This window comes from Geodermatophilus amargosae (assembly GCF_900116515.1).
GTDB lineage: Bacteria > Actinomycetota > Actinomycetes > Mycobacteriales > Geodermatophilaceae > Geodermatophilus > Geodermatophilus amargosae.
In genome coordinates, this window is record NZ_FPBA01000002.1 from 1 (window position 1) to 15,571 (window position 15,571).

The 15,571-nt window shown below is 74.0% G+C and carries 18 protein-coding genes and 2 pseudogenes; 11 read left to right on the plus strand and 9 right to left on the minus strand.

Annotation, left to right across the window (positions count from 1 at the left end):
• Both BM414_RS02595 and BM414_RS30005 read right to left on the minus strand, forming a co-directional pair.
• On the minus strand, positions 1-299 hold a 299-nt coding region (locus BM414_RS02595; RefSeq protein ID WP_139245699.1), incomplete at its 3' end, for a transposase.
• 519 nt (positions 300-818) lie between these two features.
• Positions 819-1,259: pseudogene (locus tag BM414_RS30005) on the minus strand (tyrosine-type recombinase/integrase); the annotation flags it as partial.
• A 20-nt stretch (positions 1,260-1,279) separates the two neighbouring features.
• On the opposite strand from BM414_RS30005, the pseudogene BM414_RS31705 reads away from it, so the two are divergent.
• Positions 1,280-1,381: pseudogene (locus BM414_RS31705) on the plus strand (recombinase family protein); the annotation flags it as partial.
• 74 nt (positions 1,382-1,455) lie between these two features.
• Positions 1,456-1,614, plus strand: a complete 159-nt coding sequence (locus BM414_RS30545) for a hypothetical protein (protein WP_175551392.1) — start codon at positions 1,456-1,458, stop codon at positions 1,612-1,614.
• Between the two features lie 210 nt (positions 1,615-1,824).
• Here the strand turns inward: BM414_RS30545 and BM414_RS02610 are convergent, their stop codons facing one another.
• On the minus strand, positions 1,825-2,490 hold the full coding sequence (locus BM414_RS02610; RefSeq protein ID WP_093577918.1) for a hypothetical protein: 666 nt from the start codon (positions 2,488-2,490) through the stop codon (positions 1,825-1,827).
• Positions 2,491-2,958: 468 nt separating this feature from the next.
• Here BM414_RS02610 and BM414_RS02615 point away from each other — a divergent pair, with 468 nt between their 5' ends.
• Positions 2,959-3,351: a VOC family protein gene (locus BM414_RS02615; RefSeq protein WP_093577919.1), complete on the plus strand. Its 393-nt coding sequence runs from the start codon at positions 2,959-2,961 to the stop codon at positions 3,349-3,351.
• On the opposite strand, the gene BM414_RS30015 is transcribed toward BM414_RS02615, so the two are convergent.
• On the minus strand, positions 3,327-3,482 hold the full coding sequence (locus BM414_RS30015) for a hypothetical protein (protein WP_217644507.1): 156 nt from the start codon (positions 3,480-3,482) through the stop codon (positions 3,327-3,329). The genes BM414_RS02615 and BM414_RS30015 overlap by 25 nt on opposite strands.
• A 183-nt stretch (positions 3,483-3,665) precedes the next feature.
• Between BM414_RS30015 and BM414_RS29040 the strand changes: the two genes are divergently transcribed.
• The gene (locus BM414_RS29040; RefSeq protein ID WP_175551393.1) at positions 3,666-3,833 is read left to right on the plus strand and encodes a hypothetical protein; all 168 of its coding nucleotides are present in this window, start codon (positions 3,666-3,668) and stop codon (positions 3,831-3,833) included.
• 40 nt (positions 3,834-3,873) lie between these two features.
• On the opposite strand, the gene BM414_RS02620 is transcribed toward BM414_RS29040, so the two are convergent.
• On the minus strand, positions 3,874-5,364 hold the full coding sequence (locus BM414_RS02620; protein ID WP_093577920.1) for an AAA family ATPase: 1,491 nt from the start codon (positions 5,362-5,364) through the stop codon (positions 3,874-3,876).
• A gap of 148 nt (positions 5,365-5,512) precedes the next feature.
• Here BM414_RS02620 and BM414_RS02625 point away from each other — a divergent pair, with 148 nt between their 5' ends.
• Positions 5,513-6,406, plus strand: coding sequence for an alpha/beta fold hydrolase (locus tag BM414_RS02625; protein WP_093577921.1), 894 nt, complete (start codon positions 5,513-5,515; stop codon positions 6,404-6,406).
• A 42-nt stretch (positions 6,407-6,448) separates the two neighbouring features.
• Here BM414_RS02625 and BM414_RS02630 read toward each other — a convergent pair whose 3' ends face one another.
• Entirely contained in the window at positions 6,449-7,219 is a 771-nt protein-coding gene (locus BM414_RS02630; RefSeq protein WP_217644509.1) for an SDR family NAD(P)-dependent oxidoreductase, read from the minus strand.
• Between the two features lie 123 nt (positions 7,220-7,342).
• On the opposite strand from BM414_RS02630, the gene BM414_RS02635 reads away from it, so the two are divergent.
• From BM414_RS02635 to BM414_RS02645, 3 genes are read left to right on the plus strand one after another with little or no spacing between them, the layout of a single operon-like run.
• Complete coding sequence (locus BM414_RS02635; RefSeq protein WP_093577922.1) at positions 7,343-7,756, plus strand: hypothetical protein; 414 nt, start codon at positions 7,343-7,345, stop codon at positions 7,754-7,756.
• A complete protein-coding gene (locus tag BM414_RS02640) occupies positions 7,677-8,792 on the plus strand; it encodes a PHA/PHB synthase family protein (protein ID WP_093577923.1) in 1,116 nt (371 codons plus the stop codon). The genes BM414_RS02635 and BM414_RS02640 overlap by 80 nt, the downstream gene beginning before the upstream one ends.
• A 2-nt stretch (positions 8,793-8,794) precedes the next feature.
• A complete protein-coding gene (locus BM414_RS02645) occupies positions 8,795-9,334 on the plus strand; it encodes a GNAT family N-acetyltransferase (RefSeq protein ID WP_093578324.1) in 540 nt (179 codons plus the stop codon).
• On the opposite strand, the gene BM414_RS02650 is transcribed toward BM414_RS02645, so the two are convergent.
• The 3 genes from BM414_RS02650 to BM414_RS02660 all read right to left on the minus strand — a co-directional run bounded on the left by BM414_RS02650 (position 9,331) and on the right by BM414_RS02660 (position 12,643).
• Entirely contained in the window at positions 9,331-10,974 is a 1,644-nt protein-coding gene (locus BM414_RS02650) for an ABC-F family ATP-binding cassette domain-containing protein (RefSeq protein ID WP_093577924.1), read from the minus strand. The two genes, BM414_RS02645 and BM414_RS02650, sit on opposite strands and share 4 nt — an antisense overlap.
• A gap of 84 nt (positions 10,975-11,058) precedes the next feature.
• The gene (locus tag BM414_RS02655) at positions 11,059-12,171 is read right to left on the minus strand and encodes an adenylate/guanylate cyclase domain-containing protein (protein ID WP_245784425.1); all 1,113 of its coding nucleotides are present in this window, start codon (positions 12,169-12,171) and stop codon (positions 11,059-11,061) included.
• Between the two features lie 13 nt (positions 12,172-12,184).
• Positions 12,185-12,643: a universal stress protein gene (locus tag BM414_RS02660; protein ID WP_093578326.1), complete on the minus strand. Its 459-nt coding sequence runs from the start codon at positions 12,641-12,643 to the stop codon at positions 12,185-12,187.
• A 199-nt stretch (positions 12,644-12,842) separates the two neighbouring features.
• On the opposite strand from BM414_RS02660, the gene BM414_RS02665 reads away from it, so the two are divergent.
• Genes BM414_RS02665 through BM414_RS02675 form a run of 3 tightly spaced genes read left to right on the plus strand, consistent with a single transcriptional unit; the run spans position 12,843 to position 15,470 of the window.
• Positions 12,843-13,838: an ABC transporter ATP-binding protein gene (locus BM414_RS02665; RefSeq protein WP_093577925.1), complete on the plus strand. Its 996-nt coding sequence runs from the start codon at positions 12,843-12,845 to the stop codon at positions 13,836-13,838.
• Positions 13,835-14,599, plus strand: coding sequence for an ABC transporter permease (locus BM414_RS02670; protein ID WP_093577926.1), 765 nt, complete (start codon positions 13,835-13,837; stop codon positions 14,597-14,599). The genes BM414_RS02665 and BM414_RS02670 overlap by 4 nt, the downstream gene beginning before the upstream one ends.
• 52 nt (positions 14,600-14,651) lie before the next feature.
• Complete coding sequence (locus BM414_RS02675; protein WP_093577927.1) at positions 14,652-15,470, plus strand: ankyrin repeat domain-containing protein; 819 nt, start codon at positions 14,652-14,654, stop codon at positions 15,468-15,470.
• Positions 15,471-15,571: the final 101 nt, after the last annotated feature.

Genomic DNA, 15,571 nt, shown 5'->3' on the forward strand with positions numbered 1-15,571 from the left:
CCGGTGTCATCGACCACCCACGCATCCGGGGCGATCGCCTTCACGGCCCGGTGGGCCAGCCGCCGGCGCACCGCCTCCACCGGCCAGGTCGAGGTAGAGACGAACTGCTGCAGGCCCTGGTGGTCGACCCCGAGCCGCTCGGCCATCGGCTGCATCGACTTACGCCGCCCGTCCAACAGCAACCCGCGCAGATATGTCGCGCCCTTGTCGCGCTGATCGGTCCGGGCCAGGGGCGCGAACACCTCCGCGGCGAACCCCTCCAGCCGCCCGCGGACCGCGGCCAACTCCTCCGGAGTCATTCACCCATCGCAGCGCCAAGCAACGGCTCAGACAAGACCTAACGAAGCACTACTAGGCCGCGTCGGACGTCACGCAGGTCGACGTCAGGATCCTCTCGCCCGATCCGACCACAACGGTCAAGCCCAAGCTCAACAACAGCCATTGATTTCCGACAGCTCGACCACTCCAATCGAACAGCCCAGACCTATCAACGCCCCGAGTCTTCACCCAAGCATTTACTAGAGAACGGCACCCATGCCAGCTCGGGGAGTGGAGGCACCCCCTGCGCAGGGTCGTTGATCAGCGGTGCCAGACCCCACCAGGAAGGACTCGGCGCCACATTGGTACACGCTGGGTACACAACAGCTCCGTAAGCGGCTCACATCAGCCGTGGCCAACCATCGGTCGAATGGACGGTTGACCAGCGCGTTCATCATCGGCCAACGTCAGTCAAACGGCCCCGGGCCGCTCTCCGGAGGCGGGTGCGCAGGTTCGAATCCTGCCGGGGGCACAGTGACAAGTAGCGGGTCAGCCCCTTGTCAGCACGGCCCGGACGGTCCTCCGTCCGGGCCGTTCTTGTCTCCAGTCCGCAGATGGTCCGCAAGACCGACGCGGACCAGCTGGGCCGCGTCGTCCAGCCGGTCCGCCACCGCGTCGAGGTCGTCGTCGAACAGGTCGGCGTAGGTGTCGAGCGTCAGTGCGGCCGAGGCGTGGCCCAGCATCCGCTGGACCGCCTTGACATTCGCCCCGGAGGAGACAGCGAGGCTGGCAGCGGTGTGCCGCAGCTCGTGCGGCACCAGGCCCTCGAGTCCGACGGCTGCAGCCGCGCGGTCGAAGCCGGCACGGCGGAAGATCCGGTTGCGCAACACTCCGCCACCGCGGAGGCCGGTGAACAGCAGGTCGTCCGGCCCTCGGCCCTCCAGGTGCCTGTGCAGTTCCTCCAGTAGGAAGGCCGGAACGGGAACGGACCGGCGCTCGTAGCCAACGCGACGATCCCGACGATCCGATGAGGACGGCCATGCGCCAGATGGCCGGCGTCTTCGCGGAGTTGGATCGGCGGTTGATCATCAAGCGCCTGCGTGACGGTCGACGCGCCAAGGCTGCCCAGGGAGGCAAGGCGGTCGGGCGCTACCCGTTCGGCCGGTCCAAGGACGGTGACGTCCCCGCGAGCAGCGCGTGCTCGTCGCCGTCCGGGACATGCGCCGCGACGGGCTGCGCTGGCAGGACGTCGCCGACCGGCTCAACGCCGGCGGCGCTGCCTACCGGCCCCGGAGCGCCGACGCGTGGACGGCGACAGGGTTGGCGAAGGTCGGCCGGCGAGCTGGTATCGGTTGAGCCCGCCCACCAGGACGGTGAGCGCCCGTCCAGCCCACGGTGACGCCCGCTGCGATCGAACCGCGCAGCGGGCGTAGTCGCGTGGCGTTCAGGCCATCTTAGGCGGGGCCTTCCGATCTTGGAGAAAGCGTGAAGCGCACACCTCCGCCGAATGCCCGACTCGGCGCATGAGTGATGGGCAGTTTCACCTCATGCCCAGGAGGGGTGAAATCAGTCGCGGTGGTTGCCGTTCTTGTGCCCGTTCCCGTTGCCGTTGCCGTTGCCGTGACCGCGGTTCCCGTCGAACCACGTGCACAGGTCGATCACCCGAGCATCCACGTCGGCCTCCTCGGTGACGGCCTGACCGGTCTCCGGATCGATGACCAGGTCGAACCTGACGACTCCCTTCTTGACGTACGCCAGGTCGGGGATGCCCGCTGCCTCGAAGGCCGCGGCGTCCACCGGTCCGAGCTCGGGGTACGGATACAGGATGGTGGGTGCCTCGTAGATGCCGATGATGTAGGTGCCGTCGGCGGAGACCACCTCGAAGTACGGCCCGGACACATTGAGCTCATCGATCATCTGCCCGGTGTCCTGACGCGTCAGGTCGATCGTCTGCGCACCGCGGCTCTCGATCACGAGGCGCCCGTCGGGCAGCTCCGTGATGCGGCCCTCCCGGTCGGCGACGTCACCAGGGGTGATGGCGACAGTCGTGCCGCATGCCGCGACATCGACCGGGTCGTAGTAGCCGGGCAGGACCTCCTCGACCGGTGCCCATGGACCGCTGCCCTCCGGAACAGCTCCCGTGTCCTCCCCCGCCAGGGCCGGCGATGCCGTGAGGACCAGCCCGCTGCTCGCGGCAACGACCAGCAGACTGCGTATCGTACGACGGTTCATGAGGGGCTCCTAGCTGCGCAGTGTCAACCTGTGGTTGATTGTCTGGACGTCGCAGGGCCCTGATGAGCCTCCCCCTGACCCCGGGGGGACTGTGACCTGGGCCACATGGCATGTCCAGGGCTGTCTCAGCGAGTATCAGGATGGCCGTCGTCGTCGGCCCGCCAGTCGTCACAAAAGGCAGGCAGTCGTTTACGCGTCAGTGCGGGTCAGTCATAAATAAGCCGCAGATCAGCTGCTCACGTGAACGGCCCGGACGGTCCTCCGTCCGGGCCGTTCACGCGTTCGGTCTGCAACTGGTCCGCAAGACCGCTGCACACCACCCGTGCCGCGTCGTCGGACTGGACCGCCTCGTTGGTCGACGACGCGGATCGTCCGCAGTCGCCTTGGCTCCGCCCGCCGCGGCGTCATCCTCGGAGGTGGCGCCTCCGTTCCTCCTGGGAGCAGCCGGCAGCCCCTAGGTTCGGCCGGGTGACTCCGCAGTTGTTCGCCTACCTCAGCTACCGCGACGCCCCGGCCGCACTCGACTGGCTGGCCGCGCTCGGCTTCTCGGAGGTGCGGCGTCAGCAGGCGCAGGACGGGCAGGTGACGCACGCCGAGGTCCGCTGGGGGGATGTCGCCTTGATGGTGAGCAGTGACGACGCCGACCACCAGGTGCCGCCGCTGATCGGGCGGTCCACCGGACGGGGTCTCTACCTGCGCGTCGAGGACGTCGACGGGGTGTTCGATCGGGCCGTTGCCGCCGGTGCCCAGCCGGTGATCTCGCCCGAGAACACTCCCTTCCACACCCGGCGGGCCCGGGTCCTGGACCCCGGCGGTCAGGAGTGGAGCTTCGGGACCTACGAGCCCGGCGTCTCCTGGTAGGCGGTGGAGGAGCCGGGCTCGACCGCTGCGCGGGAGGCCACCGCAGACCACCGCTGCTCGTCACCGCCGCCGTCCGGCTCCTGCCGGTGCCGCATCAGCGGGAACGGTGCCCACTCGTCGAGCCCGCACACGCCATCGCTGACCTGTCGAGGCCGGTGCGCCGCTCTCGCCCGCGCTGGTAGACCCGCCCCCGGTGTCCTGGTGGGCCCGGATCATCGTCGCTGACGCTCACCTATTGATGTTCGATAGATGGACGCCGATACTCGATGCATGACGACCACCCTCGGCAGGATCGACCTCTCCCAGGGGACGCCGTGAAGTCATTCGCCCTCGTCGTCGCCCTCCTCGCCGTCGTCGCGATCGGCGTCGCAGGCGTCGTGCTCGGGGAGGCCGATGACTCACCCGGCCTGCAGGGCCTGGGGGTCCTGCTGGTCATCGGCGCGGTCGTCCTCGGCGTGCGGGCCGCCCGGCGCGCCCGGTAGCGGTGCACCGGCCGCCCGACCCGCCGGCGGCCGAGGCCGGTCAGTGGAGCCGGTGGGCGCGGTAGCCCGCGGAGTGGTGCACGTGCGGCGCGAGACCGGGCTGCGCTCCGTCGCCCGCCGCCACGACGTCCTCCGCACCGACGCCCAGCAGGGTGCGCGTGACCTGCTGGGTGCTGTCGAGCAGGTCGTCGAGGGCGCGGTCGAGGTGCGCGCCGGTGACCGCGACGACGGGGTCCTGCTCGTGCAGCGACTCGAGGACGGCGCGGCGCAGCAGCTCCTTGAGGAACGACGCCGTCACGCCGTCGGAGCGTTCGACGGCCCGCGTCACGTCGTCGTCGGTCAGTCGCAGCGGCACGTCGCGGCCGTAGAGCCGCAGCAGCTCGCGGCGGGCGGCGGCGTCGGGCAGGTCGACCTCGACGGCGACGTCGATGCGGCCCGGCCGTGCGGCCAGCGCCGGCTCGAGCAGGTCGGCCCGGTTGGTGGTCAGCACGAACAGCAGGTCGGCGTCCGGCGCGGCGCCGTCCATGGCATCGAGCAGGTCGAACAGCACCGGGCTGCCGCCGGGCCCGAAGGAGCGGTCGGCGGCCACGAGGTCGACGTCCTCGAGCACCACCACGGCCGGCTGCAGGTCGCGCGCGAGATCGGCGACCGAGCCGACCAGGCCCAGTGAGCGGCCGGTGAGCAGCAGGCGGCTGTAGTCGTCCATCCGGCCCAGCAGGTAGCGGACGGTGTGCGTCTTGCCGGTCCCGGGCGGCCCGTAGAGCAGCAGCCCGCGCTTGAGGTGCTGCCCGGCGGCGCGCAGGCCGGCACGGTGCTCGGCGACGCCGAGGGCGTGCCGCTCGACGCGGTCGAGCACGGCCGCGGGCAGCACGACGTCGTCGCGGGCGAGGTCCGGCGGGTCGAGGAAGGTCAGGGCGACGCCGCCCATCGGCGTCGGGGTGACCTCGACGAGCCGGCCGCGGTACACGTTGAGCTCCCGCCGCAGCCGGTCGAGCTCGGCCAGGACGGCCTGCGCCCGGTGCACCGGCAGCCCGGCCACCTCGACGCCGAGCGTCTCCCGGTGCTCCCCCGGCCCCTGCACCAGGACCAGGTAGCGGCCGTCGTCGTCGGTGACCAGCAGCAGCGCCAGGCGCAGGCAGGCCAGCGTCGACCCCGGGCCGTTGGGCAGGTCGGCCACCGCGGGAGCGCTCAGCCGCACCGGGGGCAGCCCCTCGCCGGTGATCAGCAGCTGCAGGTCGATGCCGCCGTAGTGCGGCGGGAGGGCGACGCCGCGCACCTCGACGGTGCGTCCCGGCGCGGCACTCCAGGCGTCCAGCGCGGTCTGCAGGTTGACGTGTTCGAAGGGCGGCAGCTCGCGGCCCACCACCGACTGCTCGAGGCCCGCGGGCCCGAGCACCTCCTGCACCAGCGCGACGACGTCGTTGCGCGCCCCCTGGCCCGGCACGTGCAGCCAGTCGAGCAGCGCCCGCAGCCCCGCGGCGAACTCCTGGGCCCCGGCCCCCGACGCCCCCGACGCCCCCGACGCCTCCACCGCGATCCCCGCCCTCGTCCGCCCGCACGTGGCGGCGGAGCCTAGCGGCACCGGCAGCGCCCGCGAGCCGGTTCCCGGGTGCCCGTGCCGACCGGTCCTGTGACGGGCGGCTCGGCGTCGGCCGGAGCGCCGAACTAGCGTGCGCGGCATGGAGACCACCGGGGTGCAGACCGCCCGCGTCGGGGAGATCGAGCTGGCCTACGAGACGTTCGGCTCGGCGGAGGACACGCCGCTGCTGCTCGTCATGGGCCTGGCCACGCAGATGGTCGGCTGGCCCGACGAGTTCTGCCGCATGCTGGCCGGCCGCGGCCACTTCGTCGTCCGTTTCGACAACCGCGACATCGGCCTGTCCACGCACCTGTACGACGCCGGTGCGCCGGACGTGCTCGCCGTGATGGGCGGCGACCACTCCCGGGTCGCCTACCGCTTGGACGACCTGGCCGACGACACCGCCGGCCTGCTCGACGTCCTCGGCATCGAGAGCGCGCACGTGGTCGGCGCCTCGATGGGCGGGATGATCGCCCAGCTGCTCGCCATCCGGCACCCCGGGAAGGTGCGCAGCCTGACCTCGATCATGTCGACGACCGGCGATCCCGCGGTCGGGTCGCCGGCCGAGGCCGCGATGGGCGTCCTGCTCGCCCCGCCGGCCACCGACCGGGACAGCGCCCTGCAGCGCGCCGTCGACACCTACCGGGTCATCGGGTCCCCCGGCTTCGAGTTCGACGAGGCCGGCCTCCGCGAGCGGGCGGGGCTCTCCTTCGACCGCGCCCACGACCCCGCCGGCGTGGCCCGCCAGCTCGCCGCCATCCTCGCCAGCCCCGACCGCACCGCCGACCTCGCCCGGGTCGGCGTCCCGACGCTGGTGATCCACGGTGAGCAGGACGCGCTGGTCAACGTCTCCGGTGGCCGCGCCACCGCGGCGGCGATCCCCGGCGCCGAGCTGCTCGTCGTCGACGGGATGGGCCACGACCTGCCCCGCGACGTGTGGCCGCAGCTGGTCGACCGGATCGCGGCGCTGGCCGACCGCGCCGACGGCCGCTGAGCCGGCCGGGGCCCCGCACCGCGTGCGGGGCCCCGGGATCCCTCAGCTGGTGAGCATGCCGCCCTCCACCGGGATGGTCGTCCCGGTGACGTAGCCGCCGGCGTCGCTGACCAGGAACACCAGCGCCGCGGCCAGCTCCTCGGGGTCACCGGCCCGGCCGACGAGCACCCGGCTCATCTGCTGGTCGAGGTAGCCCTCGGGGTACTGGTCGGTCATCTCCGACGCGAAGAAGCCCGGCGCCAGCGCGTTGACCCGGATCCCCTTGCGCCCGGTCCACTGCTGCGCGAGGTCGCGGGTCAGCCCGATCAAGCCGGCCTTGCTCGCCGCGTAGGCGGCCTGCGGCAGCCCGGCGGTGGTCAGCCCCAGGACGCTGGAGATGTTCACGATCGAGCTGCCCGGCTTCATCACCCGCCCGCAGGCCTGGGCCATCCAGTAGCAGCCGTTGAGGTTGACGTCGATGACCGCCCGGAACTCCTCGGGCTTCTCGCGCGTGGCCGGGGCCGCGGTGCCGATGCCGGCGTTGTTGACCAGGACGTCGACCCGGCCGAACTCGGCCATGGCGGCGTCGACCAGCGCCTGGCAGTCCTCGACCTTCGCGACGTCGGTGCGCACCGTGATCGCCCGCCGCCCCGCGGCCTCGACGGCCTCCTTCGTGGCCGCCATCCGGTCCTCGCGCCGGGCGCCCAGCGCCAGGTCGGCACCGGCCTCCGCCAGCGCCCGGGCGAACACCACGCCCAGCCCCGAGGACGCGCCCGTCACGACGGCGACCTTCCCGTCGAGCCGGAACATGTCCAGGATCGTCCTGTCCGCCACCGTGGTCTCCTCTCACGTGCCCGAACCGTCCCGAGGACCGTATCGGCGCTGTGCGGTAGATCACCGGGCGGGCGGGTAGGGGACCCCGGCGGACAGACGGTCCCACGCGGAGGAGGTACGTCGATGACGGCGCAGACACCACCGGGCACGCCCCTGTGGCGGCAGGCGTTCGACGCCGCCGAGAAGCGCGTGACCCCGCACGCCGAGAGCCTGGTGCGCACGCCACAGTTCGCCACCGGCGTCGGCCTCCTGCGCCGTGCACAGAACCTCGCCAAGGACACCGCCCGAGGCGTGTCCGCGCGCGCCTGGCACCTGGTCAACCTGCCCGCGGGCACCGACCTCGCCCGGCTGCGCGCCCAGATCGGCGCGCTCGACCGCGAGGTCCGGCGGCTGACCGTCCAGCTCGAGACCGAACGCCGCCGTCCCCCGACGGCGGACGCCACCCCGGAGGAGACCGATGCCGACGGTGCCCAGCCCGCAGTCAGTGCTCGACCGCGTCCGGCGCGACGTGGAGCGCAACGCCCTCCGCGCGCGTAACGGCATCAAGCTCGTCGCCGGCGTCGACCGGCCCGGCGTCGGGCTCACGCCCAAGGACGTCGTCTGGGAGCGTGGCCGCACCCAGCTGTGGCACTACCGCAGCGACAAGGTCAAGTACTCGCCGCCGCTCCTGATCGTGTTCAGCCTGATCAGCCGCAGCTACATCCTGGACCTGACGCCGGGCAACAGCTTCATCGAGCAGCTGCTCGACGCCGGCTTCGACGTCTACATGGTCGACTGGGGCGAGCCCGACGAGCGCGACGCGCAGAACCGGCTCGAGGACTACGTCGACGACTACATCCCGGCGGCGATCGACCGGGTGCGGGAGATCTCCGGGGCCGAGGAGGTCAACCTCTTCGGCTACTGCTTCGGCGGCGACCTCTCGCTGCTGTACGCCGCGCACCACCCCGACGCGCCCGTCCGCAGCCTGAGCGTGCTGGCCACCCCGGTCGACTTCACGAAGATGGGGCCGATGGCCGACATCTTCCGCAGCGGCGGGATGGAGATCGACGACGTCGTCGACGAGAACGGCAACGTGCCCCCGCGCGTGGTGGTCCAGGGTTTCCGCACCCTCACGCCCACGTCCGAGGTCACCCGCTACGTGACGCTGTGGGAGCGGCTCTGGAACGACGAGTACGTGTCGGCCTACTCGGCGATGACCGGCTGGTCCGACGACCACATCCCGTTCGCCGGCGCCGCCGCACGCGAGACGGTGCAGATGCTGGTGCGGGACAACGGGATGGTCACCGACCGGCTGACCGTGGGCGGTGACCGGGTGCACCTGTCCGACATCCGGCTGCCGTTCCTCACCGTGCGCGCCGACCGCGACCACATCGTGCCGCCGGACGCGACCGCGCCGCTGATCGACCTGGTCGGCTCGGAGGACAAGCACGAGCTGCGCCTGTCCGCCGGCCACATGGGCCTGGTGGTCGGCAAGACCGCGGCCAAGACGACCGTGCCGGAGATCATCGGGTTCCTGCGCAAGCGCAGCGACGAGAGCGCGCCCGGCCCCGCCGCCGGGCAGGAGGAGGAGTGACCGTGGACGTCGTGGAGCTCGGGACGGCGCACAGCGACGCGCTGGTGCGCTTCTTCCAGGGCCTGCCCGAGGGGGACCTGACCTTCATCGAGGAGCAGGTCACCGACCCTGACGTCGTCCGCTCCTGGGCCACCGGTTCCGGCGGTGCACGGCGCTGGGTCGCCGTCGACGGCGGGGAGGTCGCCGGCTACGTGGCCGTGCGGCCGCTGACCGGCTGGTCGTCGCACGTCGGCGAGGTGCGGCTGGTCGTCTCCCCCACCCGGCGCGGGACGGGCCTGGGCCGGCAGCTGGCCCGGCACGCGCTGGTGGCGGCGGTCGGCGGCGGGCTGGCGAAGCTGGTCGTGGAGGTCGTCGCCGAGCAGGGCGCGGCCCTGGCGCTGTTCACCGACCTCGGGTTCACCGGGGAGGCGCTGCTGCGCGACCAGGTCCGGGACCGGGAGGGGAACCTGCGCGACCTCATGGTGCTGGCCCACCACGTCGACGACACCTGGTCGGGCATGGCCACCGTCGGCCTCTCGGACGCCCTGGGCCAGGACCTCTAGCCGAGCGACTCGGTGACCCGGCCGCGGTCGACGGCGATCCGCCGGGTGGTGGCGACCGCCTCGAGCATCCGGCGGTCGTGGGTGACCAGCAGCAGCGTGCCCGGGTAGGCGGCCAGCGCCGACTCCAACTGCTCGATGGCCGGCAGGTCGAGGTGGTTGGTCGGCTCGTCGAGGACCAGCACGTTCACCCCGCGCGCCTGCAGCAGCGCCAGGGCCGCCCGGGTGCGCTCCCCCGGCGACAGCGTGGCCGCGGTCCGCAGCACGTGCTCGCCGGTCAGCCCGAACTTGGCCAGCAGGGTGCGCACCTCGGCGGTCGGCCAGTCGGGCACCTCCTCGCCGAAGGCGTCGAGCAGCCGCCGGTCGCCGGTGAACAGCCCGCGGGCCTGGTCGACCTCGCCCAGCCGCACCGCCGGGCCGAGCGAGGCGGCGCCGTCGTCCAGCGGCACGCGGCCCAGCAGCGCGCCGAGCAACGTCGTCTTGCCCGACCCGTTCGGCCCAGTGATCGCCAGCCGGTCGCCCCAGTCGACCTGCAGGCTCACCGGCCCGAGGGTGAAGTCCCCGCGTCGCACGACGGCGTCGCGCAGCGTGGCGACGACGGCCCCGGCGCGCGGGGCGGCGGCGATGGTCATCCGCAGCTCCCACTCCTTGCGGGGCTCCTCGACCACCTCCAGCCGCTCGATACGGCGCTCGGTCTGCTTGGCCTTGGCGCCCTGCTTCTCCGCCGTCGCCCGGTTGTGCGCCTTGATGAACTTGTCGGGGTCCTTCTGCTTCTTGACCGCGTCCCGCACGCCCTTGGCCAGCCAGTTGCGCTGCATCCGCGCGCGGGCCTCCAGCTGGGCCTTGGTCTCGGCGAACTCCTCGTACTCCTCGCGCGCGTGCCGGCGGGCGACCTCGCGCTCGGCCAGGTAGGCCTCGTAGCCGCCGTCGACGACGCGGACCAGCTGCTGGGCGAGGTCGAGCTCGACGACGCGGGTGACCGTGCGGGCGAGGAACTCGCGGTCGTGGCTGACCAGGACGATGCCGCTGCGCGTGCCGGCGACGAAGGCCTCCAGCTGCTCGAGGCCGGCCAGGTCGAGGTCGTTGGTCGGCTCGTCGAGCAGCAGCACGTCGTAGCGGGACAGCAGCAGCGCGGCCAGCCCGACCCGCGCCGCCTGGCCACCGGAGAGCGCGGGCATCGCCGCGTCCGCCCCGACACCGGGGGCGACCTCGGCCAGCACCTGCTCGAGCCGCTCGTCGAGGTCGGCGCCGCCGAGGGCCAGCCAGCGCTCCAGCGCCTCGGCGTAGGCGTCGTCGGCGCCGGGGCGGCCCTCGGTGAGGTCAGCGGTGGCGGTGTCGAGGGCGGCCTGCGCGGCGGTCACACCGGTGCGGCGGGCCAGCGCGGCGGCCACGGTCTCGCCCTCGCGCCGCTCGCGCTCCTGCGGTAGGGAGCCGACGGTCGCCGTCGGCGGGCTCAGGGTGATCGAGCCGGAGCCGGCCGGCAGCTCGCCGGCCAGCGTGCGCAGCAGGGTGGACTTGCCGGCCCCGTTGACGCCGACCAGGCCGACGACGTCACCGGGTGCGACGACGAGGTCGAGGCCGGAGAAGAGGACGCGGGCACCGTGGCCGGCGGCCAGGCCGCGCGCGACGAGGGTGGCGCTCATGGAGGTGCTCCCGGGAGGACGGAACGGTCACGGTCGACGTCGTCTCCGGTTCACAGCACGGGACCACGGTAGCGCGCGGGCCGGTCAGCCGTCGCGCGCGATCCCGTCGTCCGGGTCGTCGTCCGGGTCGTCGTCCTCGGCGGCGAGCACCTCGTCGGCCATCTCGTCGAGCATCTCCTCGAGCGCGATGTCCTCCTCGTCCCCGGGCCGCCGGCGCACCAGCCACGGCTGCAGGTGGTCGTACCCGCGCACCGACACCCGCCGCAGCGGCCGCACCCGGTACCCCGGCACGCCGCGCAGCCGCTTGGCGAGCTCGCGGTCGACCAGCACCGTCCCGGCGTGCGCGACGGACGTCAGCCGGCTGGCCATGTTGACCACCGGTGAGTAGACGTCGCCGAGCCGGGTGAGCACCGCGCCGTAGGCGGCGCCGACCCGCAGCGGCGGCCGGTCGGGGGCGTCCCAGGCCTCCGGCAGGGTCAGCCCGATCTCGACCGCGTCGACGGCCGAGGCGGCGGTGTAGAGGACGCCGTCGCCGACGGTCTTGACCACCCGGCCGTGCGAGCGGGCGATGACCTCGCTCGCGGTCGCCTCGAAGGCCTCGACCATCGCGCCGAGCTCGCGGCCGCCCATGCCCCGCGAGCGGGTGGTGTAGCCGACCAGGTCGGCGAAGCCGACGGCGAGCTCGCGGCGGTCGCCGTCCGTCCCGGCCGACATGAGCCGGTCGAGGTTGGCCGTGAGGTGCCGGCGCCACACGTAGTCCTGCGTGCGCGCCAGCAGCGGCACCAGGAGCTCGGCCGCGGCGACCGGGTCGACGGCGTCGGGCCCCAGCTCGCGGGCCTGCCGGAGGAGGGTGTCGGCGAGCAGGTCGGTCTGCCAGTCGGCCAGCCGCGACAGCGCCTGCCCGGTGGCCCGGGCGATGGAGGCCTCCGTGTCGGGGTCGACGAAGCCGGAGTCGATGAGCGCCGACAGGGTCCCCAGCGCGCCGACGTCGGCGAGGGTGAAGGCGGGGTCGTCGTCGGCGACGTCGGGGAAGCCCAGCGCGCGCCACAGCCGCTGGGTGCGCTCGGGCGGCATGCCGGCCGCCGCGGCCACCTCCAGCCGGGTCAGCCGGCGCGGCCCGCCCAGCAGCAGCCGCTCCAGCGCGGCGCGCACGGCGGCGCGGTCGGCGTCTCCCGGCTGGGGTCCGGCGGGGTCCACGACGCGTCCCGGCTCAGCCCGTCGTGTGGACGACGAGCACGTCGCACGTCGAGCGGCGGGTGGCGTCGGAGGGCACCGAGCCCAGCAGCCGGCCCTGGACGCTGGTGAGCCCGCGGTCGCCCACGACGAGCAGGTCGGCCTCCTCGCGGGCGACGACGTCGAGCGGCGCCTCCACCGGCGAGCCGACGACGGTGACCGTGCGGACCTCCCCCGCACCGGCGGCCCGGGCGGCGTCAGCGGCCCGGCGGACGGTGTCCTCGGCGGGGTGCGACCCGACCACCTGGTGGGCCCCGTCACGCAGCACGTCCCGGGCCCGGGACAGCTCCCGGTCGTCCACCTCGGTGGGCAGGTGGGCGGAGGCCACGACGAGGGTCGCCCCGCAGGAACCGGCGAGGGCGCCGGCCCGCGCGACCGCCCGCAGGGAGGACTCCGAGCCGTCGGTCCCGGCCACCACCGTCCGACAGGCGCTCACGGCGCGCACTGTAGTGATCGCACCGGGCGCCTGTGCCACCGTCACGGGACGGCTCCCCGATCAGGGGTCGGGGAAACGGCAGGTGGACGGCGGGTTGCCGGTCCGCGACGGGCGGCGCGCCGCCGCGCCGGTCCCTCGGCAGCGGGAGCCGGGTACGCCAGGATGACGGCTGCACGGGGACCGACGGTGAGGAGGACCGATGACCAGCGCGACTGCCGGGCGCACGAGGCCCGTGCGGGTCGAGGTGTCCGGTCTGAGCAAGACGTTCGGGACGGTGCGGGCGGTCTCCGACCTCGGCTTCACCGTGGAGCCCGGCTCGGTGACCGGCTTCCTCGGGCCCAACGGCGCGGGCAAGACGACGACCCTGCGGATGGTGCTCGGCCTCGTCTCCCCCGACGCGGGCAGCGCGACCTTCGACGGCGTCCCGTACGCGGGCCTGCGCGAGCCGGTGCGCACCGTCGGCGCCGTCCTCGAGACCGCCTTCCACCCGGCCCGCTCCGGCCGCGACCACCTGCGCGTGTACTGCCGCGCCGCGGGCCTGCCGGTCACCCGCGCCGACGAGGTGCTCGACCAGGTGGGGCTCACCGGCGCCGGGAAGCGCCGGGCCGGCGGCTACTCCCTCGGCATGCGGCAGCGGCTGGCGCTGGCCACCGCGCTGCTGGGCGACCCACCGGTGCTCGTCCTCGACGAGCCGGCCAACGGCCTGGACCCCGAGGGCATCCTCTGGCTGCGCGGCTTCCTGCGGCACCTGGCCCACGACGAGGGCCGCACCGTCCTGGTCTCCAGCCACCTGCTGTCGGAGGTCGAGCAGACCGCCGACCGCGTCGTCATCGTCGGCGCCGGCCGGCTGGTGCGGCAGGGCTCGATCGCCGAGCTGCGCGAGGGCGCCTCCGGCGGCAGCGTGCTCGCCCGCAGCCCCGAGGCCGACCGTCTGGCCGCCGTCCTGACCGAGGCGGGCATCTCCGCCACCCGGAGCGACGACGGCCTGGTCACCTCCGCCGACACGACGCCGGCCGACGTGGGCGCCCGCGCCTTCGCCGCCGGGATCGAGCTGCACGAGCTGCGCGCCGAGGCCACCGGCCTCGAGGAGCTGTACTTCCGGCTCACCGCCGGCCAGGAGCAGTTCGCGGCGGGCCCGACCGCCCCGGGGGCGACCGCCGCGACCGCCGTGACCACCGAGGGGGCCCTCCGATGACCGCGCTCGTCCGCGCCGAGTGGACCAAGCTGTTCACCACCCGCGTGTGGATCGGCCTGCTGCTGGGCGCCTGCCTCATGGCCGGGGGCTTCGCCGCCCTGTTCACCGGCCTGGCCGGCGCTGAGGAGAACGGCCAGCCCGGGCTGCCGGCGGTGGGCACGCCGCAGTACGAGGAGGTCGTCTTCTCCGTCGCGGCCAACGCCAGCGTGCTGTTCCTGATCCTCGGCATCATCGGGATGACCCAGGAGTACCGGCACCGGACCGCGACGCCGACCTTCCTCACCACCCCGCGCCGCGGCCGCGTGGTCGTCGGCAAGCTCCTCGCCTACGCCGCCGCGGCGGTGCCGTTCGCGCTGCTCGTCCTCGCCGTCGTCGTCGCGGTGGTGCTGGTCTACGCCGGGGCCCGCGGGGCAGCACCGTCGCTGGACGCCGACAACCTGCGGACGCTGGCCGCGGCCGGGCTGGTGCTCGTCGTCTTCGCCGTCATCGGCGTGGGCGTCGGCGCGCTGCTGCGCAACCAGGTCGGCGCGATCGTCGGCGCGCTGGTCTACCTCTACGTGGCCGAGCCGATCATCTCCTCGATCGGCGCCATCCAGGGCGCCTACAAGTGGCTGCCCGGCGGCGCGGTGCAGGCGATCACCTCCGACTTCCAGGCACCGGACCTCCTGGAGCCCTGGCAGGGCGGCCTGCTGCTGCTCGGTTACGGTCTGCTCGCGGCGCTGCTCGGCACCTTCCTCGCCGTCCGCCGTGACGTCGGCTGAGCCCACGCCGGCACGCCTGCACGACTCCCCCCGCACCCAGGAGGGCCCCCGCATGACCGTTCCCAGGACGATGCGCATGACCGCCTCGCGACTCGGCCGGCTCGTCGCCGACGCCGACACCGACGCCGTGCGCGCCGCCGTCGCCGACGCCCCGCGGCTGCTGGCCGGCACGGTCGAACGCGGCGGGGACGACGGCTGGACGCCGCTGCACCTCGCTGTCGCGCAGGGCCGAGAGGACGTCGTCCGGGTGCTCGTGGACGCCGGCGCGGACCTCGGCGCGCGCACCGGGTCGGGCCGGACGCCGCTGCACGTGGCGGTCGAGCACGCACCGCACCTCGTCGGCGTGCTCACCGGCCTGGGCGCGGCGGTCGACGCGCCGGCCGCCGCGTACCTCGACGACGCCGACCGGCTGGCCGCCGAGCTCGACGCCGGAGCGCCGCTGCGCGACCCCGCCGGCGGCTGGGACCTGCTCACCGTCGCCGCGGCCGGTGGTGCCGCCCGCACCGTGCGCCTGCTGCTCGACCGCGGCGCCGACCCCGACGGCGGTGCGCTGGCCGCCGCGGCCGGGGCCAGCCGGCCGGACCTGGTGCGCGTGCTGCTCGACGCCGGCGCCACCGTCGGTCGCCGCGACCCCGACACCGGCCGCACCGCGCTGCACGAGGCCGTCGCGGCCGGTCCGGGCGGCGACGCGCCCGAGGTCGTGCGGCTCCTGGTCGCCGCCGGTGCCGACGTCAACGCCACGACCAGCGACGGCGCGAGCGCCCTGGACATCAGCCGGGTCGCCGCGGCCCGCCACCGGCGTGACGCTGGTCAGGCCGGCGCCCTGGACGCGCTCGTCGACCTGCTCGTCGCCTCCGGCGCCAGGGACTGACCAGCCGGGTCCCGGGCGCGGACGGCCTGCTCCGCGCGGGTCCGGGCATCCGGACGGGCGTAGACTCCGACCCCGGTCCAGCGACGTCCACCGACGACGAA

Excerpts from the sequence above, each read along its gene's own strand:
- BM414_RS02610 (WP_093577918.1), bottom strand. The coding sequence starts at position 2,490 with ATGAACCGTCGTACGATACGCAGTCTGCTGGTCGTTGCCGCGAGCAGC.
- BM414_RS02625 (WP_093577921.1), top strand. The coding sequence starts at position 5,513 with ATGGAGACCACCGGGGTGCAGACCGCCCGCGTCGGGGAGATCGAGCTG.
- BM414_RS02635 (WP_093577922.1), top strand. The coding sequence starts at position 7,343 with ATGACGGCGCAGACACCACCGGGCACGCCCCTGTGGCGGCAGGCGTTC.
- BM414_RS02640 (WP_093577923.1), top strand. The coding sequence starts at position 7,677 with ATGCCGACGGTGCCCAGCCCGCAGTCAGTGCTCGACCGCGTCCGGCGC.
- BM414_RS02650 (WP_093577924.1), bottom strand. The coding sequence starts at position 10,974 with ATGAGCGCCACCCTCGTCGCGCGCGGCCTGGCCGCCGGCCACGGTGCC.
- BM414_RS02665 (WP_093577925.1), top strand. The coding sequence starts at position 12,843 with ATGACCAGCGCGACTGCCGGGCGCACGAGGCCCGTGCGGGTCGAGGTG.
- BM414_RS02670 (WP_093577926.1), top strand. The coding sequence starts at position 13,835 with ATGACCGCGCTCGTCCGCGCCGAGTGGACCAAGCTGTTCACCACCCGC.
- BM414_RS02675 (WP_093577927.1), top strand. The coding sequence starts at position 14,652 with ATGACCGTTCCCAGGACGATGCGCATGACCGCCTCGCGACTCGGCCGG.